This is a genomic window from Streptomyces anulatus, from assembly GCF_000721175.1.
Lineage (GTDB): Bacteria > Actinomycetota > Actinomycetes > Streptomycetales > Streptomycetaceae > Streptomyces > Streptomyces anulatus_C.
The window spans coordinates 13,465-28,413 of sequence record NZ_JOEZ01000010.1 but is presented as its reverse complement, the minus strand read 5'-3'; the positions used below and the strand labels follow the sequence as shown (position 1 = coordinate 28,413).

The window sequence follows — 14,949 nt, the reverse complement described above, 5'->3', positions numbered from 1 at the left end:
GTGGGGCGCCCCCGGCTCCCTCGGCTAGCCTGAGTGACATATGAACCGTCTGACGACCTCACAGGGCGCTTTCGAGCTCGCCCGTTTCCCCGAGCACCCGCGCGATCCCTTCCGGGCATGGGACGCCGCCGACGAATACCTGCTCCGGCAGCTGACGGACCCCGAGACGGGCCCGGTCGACCTCTCGGGGACGGTCGCCGTCGTGGGGGACCGGTGGGGAGCGCTCGCCACCGCGCTGGCCGGGCACCGGCCCGTCCAGATCAGCGACTCCTACCTGGCCCGGCGTGCCACCCTCGCCAACCTCGACCGGAACGGTCTCGACCAGGACGCGGTCCGGCTGCTGTCCTCGCGTGACACCCCGCCGGACCGGATCGACGTCCTGATCGTCCGGGTGCCCAAGTCCCTGGCGTTCCTGGAGGACCAGCTCCACCGGATCGCCCCCGCCGTCCACGCCGGCACCGTGGTCATCGGCACCGGCATGGTCAAGGAGATCCACACCTCCACGCTCAAGCTCTTCGAGCGGATCATCGGCCCGACCCGCACCTCCCTCGCGGTGCGCAAGGCGCGGCTCATCTTCTCCACCCCGGACCCCGCGCTGCCGCGTACGCCGAGCCCGTGGCCGTACCGCTACGAGCTGCCCGCCGACGTGGGCCCCGTCTCGGGCCTGACCACCGTCAACCACGCGGGGATCTTCTGCGCCGAGCGCCTCGACATCGGCACCCGCTTCTTCCTGAAGCACCTGCCCACCCGTGGCGGGGCCGTCCGGGTCGTCGACCTGGGCTGCGGCAACGGCGTCCTCGGGCTCTCCGCCGCCGTCGCCAACCCCGACGCGCACGTCACCTTCGTCGACGAGTCCTACGGGGCGGTGGCCTCCGCCGAGGAGACCTTCCGGGCCGGTGCGCCGGACGGCGCGAAGGCCGACTTCCTGGTCGGCGACGGACTCGGCGACCTCGATCCGGGCAGCATGGACCTGGTGCTGAACAACCCGCCCTTCCACTCGCACCTCGCCACCACGGACGCGACCGCCCGCACGATGTTCGCCGGGGCGCGGACCGCCCTGCGCCAGGGCGGCGAGCTCTGGGTCGTGGGCAACCGGCACCTCTCGTACCACGTCCACCTGCGGCGGATCTTCGGGAACTGCACCACGGTCGCCGGCGACGCGAAGTTCGTGGTCCTGCGCGCAGTCAAGCGCTGACCGGGAGCGGCGCACCCGGCGCCGCTCACCCGGCGTCCGCCGGGCTCACCGTCCGGGCGCGGCTGCCGGCCGCTCTGCGACCCTTCCGGATTCTTGCAACACGTTCTAGTGTGTGCGCCGCCGCACACGGACGACGCCGAGCGAGACTCTGGAGGGGCCGTGCACCTCGAATACACGCCCGAGCAGCATCGGCTGCGCAGCGAACTGCGCACCTACTTCGCGACCCTGGTGCCCGACAACGCCTACGCCCGCTACGCGGAGCCCGCCGCGCAGAAGCGTTTCTACCGCGACACGGTCCGCAGGCTCGGCGCCGACGGATGGCTGGGGGTCGGCTGGCCGAAGGAGTACGGCGGCCGGGGACTGACCCCGATGGAACAGTTCATCTTCTTCGACGAGGCCGCCCAGGCCGGCGTACCGCTGCCCCTGATGGCCCTGAACACCGTCGGACCCACGATCATGCAGTTCGGCACCGACGAGCAGAAGGCCCACTTCCTGCCCGGAATCCTGGCCGGGGAGATCGACTTCGCGATCGGCTACAGCGAACCGGACGCGGGCACCGACCTCGCCGCCCTCAAGACCCGCGCCGTCCGGGACGGGGACGAGTACGTCGTCGACGGGCAGAAGATCTGGACCACCAACGGCGACACCGCCGACTGGGTCTGGCTCGCCGTGCGCACCGACCCCGACGCCCCGCCGCACAAGGGCATCACCATGCTCCTGGTCCCCACGAGCGACCCCGGCTACTCCTGCACCCTGATCAACACCCTCGCCTCGCACGACACGACCACGAGCTACTACGAGAACATCCGCGTCCCGGTGTCCCGCCGAGTCGGCGAGGAGAACAACGGCTGGCGGCTCATCACCAACCAGCTCAACCACGAACGCGTCACCCTCGCCGCCCACGGCACGATGGCGGTCCGCGCCCTGCACAACGTCCAGAGCTGGGCCGCCGGCACCAAGCTCGCCGGCGGCCGCCGCGTCATCGACCTCGGCTGGGTCCGCGCCCTGCTCGCCCGCACCCACACCCGCCTCGACGCGATGAAACTGCTCAACTGGCAGATGGTCGCCGCCCTCCAGGACGGCACCCTCACCCCCCAGGACGCCTCGGCGGTCAAGGTCTACGGCTCCGAGGCCCGCCGCGACGCCTACGCCTGGCTGATGGAGATCGTCGGCTCCGCGGGCACGCTGAAGGAGGGCTCTGCCGGTGCGGTGCTCCACGGCGAACTGGAACGCGGCTACCGCTCGGCGGTGATCTTCACCTTCGGTGGCGGCAACAACGAGATCCAGCGGGAGATCATCGCGTGGACAGGGCTGGGGATGCCGCGCGTGCGGCGGTGAGCGATGGTGACGAGGATTCGTGGGGCCTGGAGTGCTCAGTGCGGCGAGGTGGCGCTCGGCGTCGAGGGCTGCCGAAGCGCCACTGGCCGGCGGCGGTGACGGCCTGCCGACAGGTGTGGTCGACGACGTCGCCCGAGCCGAAGACGCCCGGGATGATCGTGCGGGTCGAGGGTGAGGCGACCTGGAGGTATCCGGAGTCGTCCAGACCGAGCTGAGCCCGAAGAGCTCGGTCCGCAGGTCGTGGCCGATCGCGATGAACAGCCGGTGACGGCGAGCTCCCGGGTAGCTCCGGTGAAGTCCCGCAGTACGACGCCGCTGAGCATGGAGCCGTCCCTTTTGAGGGCGGCGCCTTCGGTGTCGAAGGCGGAGGAGATCTTGTCGTCGCCGAGGGCCCGGTCCTGCGTCGTTCTGGACGCTCGGAGGGCCGAGCGGCGGTGGACGACGGTCACCGACTTGGCGAGACGGGTGAGGAAGGTGACCTCTTCCGTAGCGGTGCCGCCCCTGTCCGGCACCGATCAGCCCACGGCACCGCGCCGCACCGGCCGTGGGACGGACAGACGATGTGGGGACCGACCGGCCCTGGCCCGGCATGGTGCCCGGTGCCAACCTGGGGACAGTCAATCCTTCGAAGAAGGGTGGTGGGCATGATGCAAGCGCCGCTGGTGGTAGGGGTCGACGGCTCTGAATCGAGTCTCCAGGCGGTGGACTGGGCCGCTGACGAGGCCGCGCGTCATGCGACCCCGCTGAGGCTGGTGTACGCCTCGCTCTGGGAGCGGTACGAGGGCGCGGTGTTCTCGGGCGGCCTGGAGCGGCCGGCGGGTCGGATTCTCGCCGAGAACGTCATCGGCGCCGCTGCCGAGCGTGCACGGCTTCGCGTGCCCGGTCTGGCCGTCTCCACCGAGGTGCTCGCCGAGGACGCGACCAGCGCCCTGCTGAGAGAGGGAGCCTCGGCCTCGGCGGTCGTCGTGGGATCACGGGGGCGCGGGCAGTTGGCGTCCGTGTTGCTGGGCTCGGTGAGCCTCGTCGTGGCGGCCCGCTGCGCGTGCCCCGTGGTCGTGGTGCGTGGGGATGACGTAGCGCTCGGCTCCCGACACGAACGCGTGCTCCTGGGGGTGGGCGGCAGGGACGCCGAGGCTCCCGCGGTGCGCTTCGCCTTCCGTGAGGCAGCCGCTCGCGGGTGCACCCTCAGTGCTCTCAGCGCCTGGCGCCACCCGACCCCGAGGCCCGTGGAGCACCCGCTCATTGCGGGCGATCCGGCACACTCGGCGGAAGCGCGGGCCGCCGCGCTTCTCGACAAGGCACTCGAAGGACCGGCCCGGGAGTATCCGGATGTCCGGGTGAGCAGAGCCACCCCGGAGGGGGCGGCTTCCAAGATCCTGGTCGAGCGGTCGGCCGCTGCCGACCTGCTGGTCGTCGGAGCACGGCGTCAGGGGAGTTTCATCGGCCTGGAGCTCGGCAAGGTTGCCCACCGAGCGTTGCACCACGCCGCGTGCCCCGTCGTCGTCGTGCCCCAGCGCGTCACCGATGCCGCGACGGGCGACGTCCGGGTCCCGCCGCCGGGATGACCTCCGCGCTGCGTCCGCTCCCGGTTCTGGCTAGCGTGAGCCGCATGACCCGCCCCGGTGGGAGAAGTCGAGGAGCAAGGAGCCAGCGATGTCCTCAGCACCGCCTCCGGCCAAAGGCGACATGGGCCGGCGCATCGCGGCACGCCGCCTGCAGCTGGGACTGTCCCGGCAGGACGTAGCGCTGCGGGCAGGAGCCGCGCCCGGCTACATCGAGTACGTCGAGGAACAGCCCGCCACACCGGGCATCGGCTTTTTGCTCCGGCTGGCCGACGCGCTGGAGACCACGGTCCAGGAGCTGTCGGGAGGTACGGGCGACCTGCCGCCCGGCATCGGCCGGGGAGCCCGGGGGGCCCGGATGGTCGAACTCGACGAGGCCATGTGCTGGACGCTGCTGGGAGACCACGGCGTAGGACGGGTCGCCCTGACGCTTGCGGACGGACCGGTCGTGCTGCCGGTCAACTACCAGGTGCTGGACGGCGAGGTCATGTTCCGTACGGGGGGCCGTTCCCTGCTCGCCGGAGCCGCCGACACGGAGATCGCCTTCGAGGCCGACCATATCGACGACGCCTTCAGTAAAGGCTGGAGCGTGTTGATCGTCGGAACCGTGCGCTCGGTGACGGACGAAGAGGCCGCCCAGCGGCTCAGGGAAACGGCGTACTCGGCTCCCTGGGCAGATGAGAAGCGTGAGCACGTCATGCTCCTCGGGGCCCGTCGAGTCACCGGGCGGAGGATTCTTGTTCCCGATGCCCCGGGCGACGCCGACTGATGCGGGCCCGCAACCACGGAGGCGCTGGCCACGGCTGACGTCACTCGTAGGGGACTACGGCAACCGGTGCGGAGCTGTGGTGAATCACGGCGTGGGTGACGTGGCCGACATGGGGCCCCACAGGTCTGCTGCTGCGCCGCCCTACAACGACCAGATCGGCTCCCTGGGACGCCTGGACGAGCTCGCCGGCCGGCGGAGTTGTGACCAGCGTCTCCGAGACGTCGACCTGGGGGAATTCGGCACGCCAGGGGCGCAGCATGTCGGTCAGTGTTCGGGCGGCGTGCTGACCGAGTCCGCTGCCGACATCGGGGTCGAGGATCGCCGCGTAGGTGTAGGTTGCCGGCAGCGACCAGCTGTGTACAACCTGCAGTGCAGCGCCTCTGCGGGCCGCCTGTTCGAAGGCGAAGGCGAGCAGCGGGTCGCAGGGGTGGGAGACATCGAGGCCCAGGGCGATCCCGGGGCGGCCGCCGGAGGGCACCTCGGAGGAGGCGGTGGCGTCGGTCTCCTGCGGACGCACGAGAACCACCGGGCTCCGCGTTTTCGCCACGACGCCCAGTGACACCGAGCCGATCAGGAAGCCGAGGAGTCTTCCGAGTCCCCGTGAACCCAGAGCGGTGACCTCGGCTTCGTTCGCGGCGCGTGTCAACTCGTCGACGGCCCGGCCCCGAACCAGTTCCGTGGTCACGTCCAGGCCGGGGTGGTCCCGGCGGGCCCTGTCCGCGGTGTCCCGCAGCAGGGCCTCGTACCGTTCGACGAGTGACTGTGTGAGGGTCTGCGGGATCTCCGGGGTGGTTGGCCACTCCTGCACGTGCACGAGGTGCAACGGGACACCGCGCAGTGCGGCCTCACCGGCGGCCCACCGCGCTGCCGCGGGGCCTCCCGGTGAGTTGTCCAGCCCGACGGTGACGTGACGCGTCATGACAGCGCCTCCTCGGTGTACGGGGCTCCTGGGGCGGAACCCTGGGTCCAGCGTCTCGCCGCGGTCCCGGTGGAGGGAGGGCCGACAGGTCTCGATCGGGACCGAACGGCCCATGCCGACCGCGCGCCGCGGTGGAACCGTTGCATGTGCAGGCCTCTGGATCATCCCGAGGAGGAGACATGACCGGCACTACTTCCGACCCTGTCGCACTCGGTGCCGTCGTCGTCGGTGTGGACGCGTCCGCCGCGGCACGGGCGGCGGCGCTGTGGGCTGCGGAGGAAGCGGACCATCGAGGTCGCACTCTCCATGTCGTCCATGCCGCTGACACCCAGAGGCGAATGCTCTACGCGGGTGTGGAAGCCGTCCAGGCGATACTCGAGGCCGGCCGTGACCTGCTGACCGAGACGGCAGAGGCGGTGGGTGACCGATACCCCGGCCTCGTCGTGACGACGGAGCTGAGCCGCGTCGACCCGGTGGGCGGGCTACGCGCGGCGGCCGGAGGTCGCGGGACGATCGTCGTGGGAAGCCGTGGCTTGGGCGGCTTCGGTGCCCTGATGCTCGGATCTGTCGGGCTGGGGCTGGCGGCGCGGACCGAGGCGCCTGTGATCGTCGTGCGGGGCGAGCCCGACCGGCCCGCGGCCGGCGTGATCACAGCGGCGGTGCACGGCGCGTCCGACCTCGACTGGCTGATGCTGGCGGCCGCCGAGGCGCGGGCCCGCAAGGCCTCACTCCGGCTGCTGAGCGTCTGCAACGTCCTGGCTCAGGTCGGCACGGTCACCACCATGCTCGACAGCCTCGGCGAGGTTGCGAAGCAACAGGTGCACGAGGTGACCGCGATGGCCGTGCGGATACGGGAGGTCTATCCCGACCTCACGGTCACCCACCACGTCGAGACGGGGACCAGCGTCCCGGGAATCCTCGTCGAGGCCTCGAAGCACACAGATCTCATGGTCCTGGGAAGCCGACGGCACATGCTCGGGCTCGGACCGGCACTCAGCCGGGTCAGTCATGCCGTTCTGCATCACGGGCACTGCCCCGTCGAGATCGTCCCCCCTGAGTACGTGGGCACGGCCGAAGGACCGTGACCGGATATCCCGGGGAGGCCGGCCCGGCACTCGGGCACGCCTCCCTTCGGGCGCTGTTCCCCGCTGACTTCGTACGCGAACCTTACGGAGACCGCCATGGCATCTCGGCGACATGTCATTCCGTTCACGGAACTCGGCCGGCAGGACGTCGGAAGCGTAGGAGGGAAGAACGCTTCGCTCGGTGAGCTGACCGCACACCTCGGCGCCGCGGGCGTGCGCGTCCCGCCGGGATTCGCCACGACTGCTCAGGCGTACGAGGAACTACTGGCCGCGCACGGCTTGCGCGCCTCCATCGAGGATCAGATCGCGCGTCTGCACGACGGCGCCCCGCTGGAGGAGGTCGGTCGGGCCATCCGCGCGCTGATACTCCGCGAACCACTGCCGACGTCGCTCCCGGGCGAAATCGTCACCGCCTACGAGGACCTCGCTCGCCGTACGGGCGGCGAGGGTCCCCCCGTCGCCGTGCGCAGCAGCGCTACCGCCGAGGACCTGCCCGAGGCCAGTTTCGCCGGTCAGCAGGACACGTACCTCAATGTGCGTGGACCAGAACAACTGCTCGAATCCTGCCATCGCTGTTTCGCCTCGCTGTTCACCGACCGGGCCATCGACTACCGGGAACGCATGGGCTTCGACCACCTGTCCGTCGCGCTGTCGGTGGGTGTGCAGGTCATGGTCCGTGCGGACCGGGCCGGCGCAGGAGTGATCTTCACCCTGGACCCCGAGACCGGATTCCCCGACGTGATCGTGGTCAGTGCGGCATGGGGGCTCGGCGAGACGGTGGTGAGCGGACAGGTCGACCCCGATGAGTACACCGTCTTCAAGCCCAGCCTCGACGACTGCTCCCTGAACCCGCTGATCGATGTGCGGGTGGGCGCCAAGCGGCGCAAGACCGTGTACGCGGAGACCGGACTCACCCGCACCGTGGACACGACCGCGGCCGAACGCATACGGCGGGTGCTCGGCGACGACGACGTCCGCACCCTCGCCGGATGGGCCGCAGCTGTCGAGGAGCACTACGGCTGCCCGATGGACCTGGAATGGGCCAAGGACGGGGTCACCGGGGAGCTCGCGATCGTCCAGGCTCGCCCCGAGACCGTTCAGTCCCGCCGACGCATCACCGCGATTCGGGAATGCCGGCTGACGGTGGACCCCGGTCGGCCACTGATCGAAGGGACAGCCGTCGGTGAGGCGATCGGACAGGGACCGGTCGTTCCGCTGACCGCCCCGGTCGCCCGGGAGGAATTTCCCGAGGGCGGCGTCCTGGTCACCGGCCTCACCGACCCGGACTGGGAGCCCGTGATGAAGCGTGCCTCGGCGATCATCACCGATCACGGCGGACGCACGTCCCACGCGGCCATCGTCAGCCGGGAGCTCGGAGTCCCCGCCGTCATCGGCACCGGCTCTGCGACGCGCGTCCTGCGACAGGCACGCGACGTCACGGTGTCCTGCGCGGAAGGAGATCGCGGGCGCGTCTACGACGGACTGCTCCCCTATGAGGAGCGCGAGACCGATCTCTCGGCCCTCCCGAAGACGCGTACGCGCATCATGCTCAATCTCGCCGATCCGTCCGCCGCCCTGCGGTGGTGGCGCCTGCCTGCCGACGGGGTCGGGCTCGCCCGGCTGGAGTTCATCGTCGCCCATCAGGTGAAGGCCCATCCCATGGCGCTGCTCCACCCGGAGAAGCTCGACGCGGATGACCGCCGCGGCATCGAGCGGCTCACCGAGGGATACCCGGATCGAGGGGCGTATTTCGTCGACCGGCTTTCCCGGGGCATCGCCCGGATCGCCGCATCGCGCTGGCCCGACCCCGTGGTGGTGCGTACCAGCGACTTCAAGACCAACGAGTACGCGCGGCTGCTCGGGGGCCGGCCCTTCGAGCCGGACGAGGCGAATCCGATGATCGGCTGGCGAGGCGCCAGCCGCTACTACAGCGATGGATACCGCCGGGGATTCGCCCTGGAATGCCGTGCCCTGCGCCGGGTCCGCGACGAGATGGGCCTCACCAACGTCGTCGTCATGATTCCGTTCTGCCGGACGCCCGGCGAGGCCGACCTGGTGCTCGAGGTGATGGGCGAGCAGGGTCTCAGACGCGGGCGGAACGGGCTGAAGGTCTACGTCATGGCGGAGATACCCTCCAACATCATTCTTGTCCGGGAGTTCGGCGAACGGTTCGACGGCTTCTCCATCGGAAGCAACGACCTGACCCAGTTGACGCTCGGCGTCGACCGGGACTCGGAAGCACTCGCCCATCTGTTCGATGAAAGCAACGCGGCGGTCACTCGCAGCATCCAGCGCCTGGTGGCCGGAGCCCATGAGACTGGACGCGCCGTCGGTCTGTGCGGCCAGCGGCCCAGTGACGATCCCGCTTTCACCGAGTTCCTCGTGAGAGCCGGCATCGACTCGATCTCTGTGGCCCCGGACAGCTTCACCGCGGTGAAGGAACATGTGGCGCGCGCCGAGGACCGCCGGAGAGATCGGGACGCCCAATCGGGAACAGGTGAATGACATGCGCAGCACACGTGTACTGATCGCCTACGGAAGCAAGCACGGGGCGACACAGGAAATCGCCGAGGAGATCGGAGAGGCGCTTCGCTCCGACGGAATCGACGCAGGGGTGATGTCCGCCGACCGTGTCGACGACGTGAGCGACTACGACGCCGTGATTCTCGGTGGCGCTGTCTACGCCGGACGCTGGCACGTCGACGCCCGCCGGTGCGCCCGACGTCATGCGGGACAGCTGAGGCAGCGGCCCGTCTGGCTCTTCAGCAGCGGTCCGGTCGACGATTCGGCCGAACGGCGGGACATCGCGCCGGTACGCGGGGTCGCCCGCTGGATGCAGCGTCTCGGCGCACGGGAACACATCACGTTCGGCGGGGCCCTCACGGCGGAGACGCCGGGCCGGATCGCCCGCAGCCTGGTCCGACAGGGGAAGGGCGGCGACTTCCGCAACCCGGAACGCATCCGCCGGTGGGCCGACCACATCGCAACCGAACTCACCTCGTCCACCTGACCGGTCGAGTGGCTCAGGGCTGTTCGGAGTCAGGAGGAACGGCATGGTGAAGGGCAACGACCACGAGCGGCCCGTCGACGAACGCTGCTCCGTGGCCCGCCGCCCCGGGCACCCCTGCGGTCCGCCCGATGAGATCGCGCCACGGGGTCGGCGATGACTGAGGAACCACCGACCGACAGCAAGGACGATGTCTTCCCGACTCCCGGTGAGGCATTCGATCCCAGCGAGCCGGTTCCCCGCCTTCGCCGCGAGCTCGCCACCGGCCCCGAAGGGCTCTCCGCGCGCGAGGCCTCCCGTCGCCTCGCCGTCCATGGCCCCAACGAAGTGCGGTCGAAGACACATCGCTCCTTCACCCGCGAGGTGTCCGCACAGCTCGCCCAGAGGTCGGCTTCGAACCGTGCACGAGCCGCGCAGAGATCATCGGGTGCCCCGGCCCGGGCTCCGTCACGCATGACCGTCCGCAGCAGTGGCTCCGTGCCCTCGGGAGGCTCCTCGGTCTCCAGGCCGATCACGTCCCGGAGTCCCGGTCCACGGAAGACCTGCCCGGGTGAGCAGAGCCGCACGGGAGCCTGGAAGGACAGGCGGCGGTGTCGGCCGGCGCATGACGAACCCCCTTGCCGTCGATGCGGGAGCACTCCCACATTCTCACCGGCGCCCTCGGACAGCGGGGGCCCGCCGGGGGCTCTGCTGGGTACCGACCGGCCCATGCGAACCACCGGGCCGTGGAGTCAGTCTGGTAGCGACCCCCGGGGGGACCACAGACAGGAAGAAGGCCATGTCATGAAGGCACTCGTCTTCCAGGAACCGGGCCGCACCACGTGGCGGGACGTTCCCGACCCGGGCATCGAGGACCCCGCCGACGTCATCGTGCGCGTCGACGCGGTCACCATCTGCGGTACCGACCTGCACATCGTCAAGGGTGATGTACCCGAGGTGACCCCGGGGCGGGTACTGGGCCATGAGGCGGTGGGCACGGTTGTGGAGGCCGGCGGCGACGTCCGTACCGTACGGCCGGGGGACCGGGTGCTGGTCTCCTGTATCTCGGCCTGCGGGAGGTGCCGCTTCTGCCGGGAGGCCCGCTACGGGCAGTGCCGGGGCGGAGGCGGCTGGGTGCTCGGGCACACCATCGACGGAACCCAGGCGGAATACGTCCGCGTGCCGTTCGCCGACCTCTCGGTTTATCCGCTGCCCAACTCCGTCGACAGCGTCGACGCCGTCCTCCTGGCGGACATCCTTCCGACCGCCTACGAGGTCGGTGTCCGCAACGGCTGCGTGAGCCCGGGCGACACCGTCGTCGTGGTCGGCGCAGGGCCGATCGGCCTGGCCGCCATCGCCACCTCCCGCCTCTACTCGCCCGAGCGGGTCATCGCCGTCGACCTCGCCGACACCCGGCTGAACGCCGCACGGTCTCTCGGCGCGGAAGCAACCGTCCGTGCCGACGAGGAGCCGCAGCAACTCGTCGCGGATCTGACGGACGGGCTGGGAGCCGACGTGGTCATGGAAGCGGTCGGCGTGCCGGAAACCTTCGAGATGTGTACGCGGATGGTCCGGCCCGGCGGCAGGGTCGCCAACATCGGCGTGCACGGCAAACCGGCCACCCTCCACCTGGAAGATCTCTGGATCAAGGACGTCACCATCACCACGGGCCTGGTGGACACGTCGTCGACCCCGATGCTGCTGCGGATGCTGGCGAACGGCAGGCTGCCGTCGGCCGAGATGGTCACGCACCGGTTCGAGCTGGGGCAGATGGAAGAGGCGTACGACGTGTTCTCCCGGGCAGCGGACACCGGAGCCCTCAAGGTCGCACTCCATGCCCCGCAGTGATCCACCGATTCACACCTGGCCGGTGTCCCCCTCCGAGGAGGCGGACACCGGGACCGGATCCGGTGTCGCGCCCGGCACACGGGGCGTCGTCTTCGACACGGACGGTGTACTGCTCGATTCCGCGTCCCTTCACGCCGCTGCCTGGAAAGTCGCCTTCGACCGCTGCATCGAGAAGCTGAGGCCCGGCGATCCGCGGCAGCCTCCCTTCGACGCGAACGCGGAGTACCGACGCCTCGTGGACGGCAAAGCACGGCTTGACGGAGCCCGCGCTTTTCTGAAGGACCGGGGCATCGTGCTGCCACTGGGCGCACCGGACGACCAGCCCGGCTGCACCAGCATCCGGGCGGTAGCCGCCGGCAAGGAGCAGGCCTTCACCCGCATGCTCTCGACCCGGGCCGTTCCCGTCTTCGACGACGTGGCCCCCGCACTGCGAGCTCTTCGCGGCAGGGGACTTCGGTGCGCCGCGGCCTCCGCGTCACGGCATGCCGGGGCCCTTCTGGAAGCGGCAGGAATTCTCGGCCTCTTCGACACCGTGGTCGACGGCAGGGACGTGGCACGGCTCAGACTTCCCGGCAAGCCGAACCCCGCGCTGTTCCTGGAGGCCGCGTCCCGGCTGGGACTGCGCCCGGCCGAGGCCGCGGTGGTCGAGGACGCGGAAGCCGGGGTGTCGGCGGCCCGTCGTGGAGGCTTCGGGCTCGTCGTCGGGCTGGACCGGGCATCAGACACCGGAAGGGCTGCTGCACTGCACAGCATGGGTGCAGATCTTGTGCTGCGCGACCTTGCCGCTCTCGTCGACGAGGTACGGGTGGAAAGACCATGAACGATGCCTGGAGCTGGAACTACTCCGCCTACGATCCGCACACGGAACGGCTGGTCGAAGCCCTGTGCACCGTCGGCAACGGCAGGTTCGCCACTCGGGGCAGCGCTCCGGAGTGCGGCGCCGACGACGTGCACTACCCCGGTACCTACATGGGCGGCTGCTACGACCGCCTCACCTCCACCGTCGCCGGGAGGACGGTCGAGAACGAGGACATGGTCAACCTCCCGAACTGGACGCTGCTGCGCTACCGCTGCCTGCCCGAGGACGGACCACCGGGGGAGTGGCTCACGCCCGACTCCGCCGAACTGAGACGCTCCACCACGCATCTGGACCTACGAGAAGGAGTCCTCACCCGTCGTCTGCTCTACCGAGACGGTGCAGGACGCGGTCTGCGCGTCACCCACCAGCGGTTCGTCCATATGGGAACCCCCTGGCTCGCCGCTCAACGCAGCGTGTTCAAGGCCTACGGCTGGAGCGGCCGAATCGAGGTCGAGTCGATTCTCGACGGCACCGTCACCAATGCCGGAGTGGAACGCTACGGGGACCTCGACGGACAGCACCTCACCGAGCACCGCGAAGGAGCGGAGCCCGGGGGAGTCGCCTGGCTCACCTGCCGGACCGTCCAGTCGGCGGTCCACCTCGCTCTCGCTGTCCGCACGATCTCCAGCCCGGCACGACCCGCCGAGCACGTTCATGCCGCGCGGGCTGCCGTGCAGCGGTTCGTTCTCCCGGTCTCGCCCCGCAACTCGGTGACGGTGGCCAAGACGGTCGCCCTGCACACCTCACTCGATCGGCCCGCCGGCGACCCGCTTGTCGCAGCCCTGGAGGGCCTTACCCACGCTCCGGTGTTCGGCCGACTGCTCCGTTCGCACAGATCCGCCTGGCAACGTCTGTGGAACCAGGCTGAGCTGCACGTGCCCGGGAAGAGCGGGCACATTCTGCGCCTGCACCTGTTCCATCTGCTGCAGACCCTGTCGCCGCACACGGCAGAGCTCGACTTCGGGGTGCCGGCCCGGGGGCTGCACGGAGAGGCGTACCGGGGCCATGTCTTCTGGGACGAACTGTTCGTACTGCCGTATCTCACGCTCCATTTCCCCGAAGTCGCCCGAGCGACCCTGATGTACCGGCATCGGCGACTTCCCGCAGCCCGAGCGGCCGCCCGGCGTACCGGAGCGCGCGGAGCCATGTACCCGTGGCAGAGTGCCGGGTCCGGTCGCGAAGTGACCCAGTCGACGCATCTCAACCCCGCCTCCGGCCGGTGGCTGCCGGACCACTCCCACCTCCAGCGCCATGTGGGGTCCGCAGTGGCACTCAATGTCTGGCGGTACGCACAGGCAGCGGGTGATCCGGGGTTTCTCCACTCGGCCGGAGCGGACATCCTGCTGGAGGTGGCCCGGTACTGGGCGAGCGCGGCGACCTTCGACCCGGGGCCGGGCCGCTACCGGCTGCGGGGGGTCGTCGGTCCCGACGAGTACCACGACGCGTATCCGGGGGCCGGCCGGCCGGGCATCGACGACAACGCCTACACCAACGCGATGGCCGCATGGGTCCTGACACGGGCCTTGGAGGTCTTCGACGCACTGCCCGATCCCCGGCGCGAGGAGCTCGCGGAGCGACTGGCGATCGACTCGCAGGAGCACGCGCGCTGGGACGATGTCTCCCGCCGTCTTCACCTGCCCTTTCATCGCGGCGTGCTGAGTCAGTTCGAGGGTTACGGGGATCTTGAGGAACTCGACTGGGAGCGCTATCGCCGCCTCTACCCCGGCATCCGGAGACTGGACCGGATCCTGGAGGCGGAGGGCGACTCGGTCAACCGCTACCAAGCGTCCAAACAGGCCGATGCCCTCATGCTCGGCCATCTCTTCCGGCCCGACGAACTGGCCGCTCTCTTCGGTCGCCTCGGCTACCTGATCGACGACGAGATCTGGGACAGGACGGTCGCCTACTACCTTCCGCGCACCAGTCACGGATCGACGCTCAGCAGTCTGGTGCACGGCTGGGTGCTCGCGCGTCAGAAGGGTCCGGACGCCTGGAAGTACGTGGAGGAGGCGCTTCTCAGCGATGTGGCCGACATCCAGGGCGGTACAACCGGCGAGGGCATCCACCTGGGCGCCATGGCCGGAACACTTGATCTGGTCGCGCGAGGCATCACAGGGCTGGAACCCGGCGAGGAAGGCCTGCGTATCGACCCCGTGGCACTCAGAGAAATACCTCGCTTCTCCTTCACACTGTGCTTCCAGGGCCACCGCGGGGTGCGGCTCCGCATGCTGCCGGGACGCGTCGGTATCAGTGTGCCGCCCTCGCCGCAGGGCGCGCTCGTGGTGCTGCTTCCGGAGGGCAGAAGCGTGGCTGTGCCCCCGGGGAGGGAGCACTGGTTTCGCCTGCCTCCGAAGGAATCCGGGAAGTGAACGGACAGCCGCGGAACGA

Annotated in this window: 11 protein-coding genes and 2 pseudogenes; 11 read left to right on the top strand and 2 right to left on the bottom strand. The window is 70.0% G+C overall.

The genetic code is table 11. The features are described 5' to 3' along the window. The first annotated feature begins 40 nt into the window (after nucleotides 1-40). Both IG90_RS0113030 and IG90_RS0113025 read left to right on the top strand, forming a co-directional pair. On the top strand, nucleotides 41-1,195 hold the full coding sequence (locus tag IG90_RS0113030; protein WP_030582395.1) for a methyltransferase: 1,155 nt from the start codon (nucleotides 41-43) through the stop codon (nucleotides 1,193-1,195). 159 nt (nucleotides 1,196-1,354) lie between these two features. Then, complete coding sequence (locus IG90_RS0113025; protein WP_030582392.1) at nucleotides 1,355-2,533, top strand: acyl-CoA dehydrogenase family protein; 1,179 nt, start codon at nucleotides 1,355-1,357, stop codon at nucleotides 2,531-2,533. Between the two features lie 33 nt (nucleotides 2,534-2,566). On the opposite strand, the pseudogene IG90_RS41865 reads toward IG90_RS0113025, so the two are convergent. Further along, nucleotides 2,567-3,033, bottom strand: a pseudogene (locus IG90_RS41865) (NAD(P)/FAD-dependent oxidoreductase); the annotation flags it as partial. Between the two features lie 147 nt (nucleotides 3,034-3,180). Here IG90_RS41865 and IG90_RS0113020 point away from each other — a divergent pair. After that, entirely contained in the window at nucleotides 3,181-4,098 is a 918-nt protein-coding gene (locus IG90_RS0113020) for a universal stress protein (protein WP_051860051.1), read from the top strand. Nucleotides 4,099-4,186: 88 nt separating this feature from the next. Next, nucleotides 4,187-4,864, top strand: coding sequence for a helix-turn-helix domain-containing protein (locus IG90_RS0113015; RefSeq protein WP_030582386.1), 678 nt, complete (start codon nucleotides 4,187-4,189; stop codon nucleotides 4,862-4,864). A 40-nt stretch (nucleotides 4,865-4,904) separates the two neighbouring features. Here IG90_RS0113015 and IG90_RS0113010 read toward each other — a convergent pair whose 3' ends face one another. Continuing rightward, entirely contained in the window at nucleotides 4,905-5,783 is an 879-nt protein-coding gene (locus IG90_RS0113010) for a universal stress protein (RefSeq protein ID WP_030582383.1), read from the bottom strand. A 179-nt stretch (nucleotides 5,784-5,962) separates the two neighbouring features. On the opposite strand from IG90_RS0113010, the gene IG90_RS0113005 reads away from it, so the two are divergent. The 7 genes and pseudogenes from IG90_RS0113005 to IG90_RS0112980 all read left to right on the top strand — a co-directional run bounded on the left by IG90_RS0113005 (nucleotide 5,963) and on the right by IG90_RS0112980 (nucleotide 14,930). Further along, nucleotides 5,963-6,868: a universal stress protein gene (locus IG90_RS0113005; protein WP_030582380.1), complete on the top strand. Its 906-nt coding sequence runs from the start codon at nucleotides 5,963-5,965 to the stop codon at nucleotides 6,866-6,868. Nucleotides 6,869-6,964: 96 nt separating this feature from the next. Then, nucleotides 6,965-9,373 (top strand): phosphoenolpyruvate synthase, encoded by a 2,409-nt coding sequence (gene ppsA / locus IG90_RS0113000; RefSeq protein WP_030582377.1) that lies wholly within the window; start codon nucleotides 6,965-6,967, stop codon nucleotides 9,371-9,373. Between the two features lies 1 nt (nucleotide 9,374). Then, nucleotides 9,375-9,878, top strand: coding sequence for a flavodoxin domain-containing protein (locus tag IG90_RS0112995; protein ID WP_030582374.1), 504 nt, complete (start codon nucleotides 9,375-9,377; stop codon nucleotides 9,876-9,878). Between the two features lie 153 nt (nucleotides 9,879-10,031). Beyond that, a pseudogene (locus IG90_RS47080) lies at nucleotides 10,032-10,193 on the top strand (hypothetical protein); the annotation flags it as partial. Nucleotides 10,194-10,658: 465 nt separating this feature from the next. Further along, nucleotides 10,659-11,702, top strand: coding sequence for a zinc-dependent alcohol dehydrogenase family protein (locus tag IG90_RS45770; protein WP_030582371.1), 1,044 nt, complete (start codon nucleotides 10,659-10,661; stop codon nucleotides 11,700-11,702). Next, entirely contained in the window at nucleotides 11,689-12,522 is an 834-nt protein-coding gene (locus IG90_RS0112985; protein ID WP_030582368.1) for an HAD family hydrolase, read from the top strand. Before IG90_RS45770 ends, IG90_RS0112985 begins: the two co-directional genes overlap by 14 nt. Beyond that, the gene (locus IG90_RS0112980; protein WP_030582364.1) at nucleotides 12,519-14,930 is read left to right on the top strand and encodes a glycoside hydrolase family 65 protein; all 2,412 of its coding nucleotides are present in this window, start codon (nucleotides 12,519-12,521) and stop codon (nucleotides 14,928-14,930) included. Before IG90_RS0112985 ends, IG90_RS0112980 begins: the two co-directional genes overlap by 4 nt. The last annotated feature ends 19 nt before the right edge of the window (nucleotides 14,931-14,949 follow it).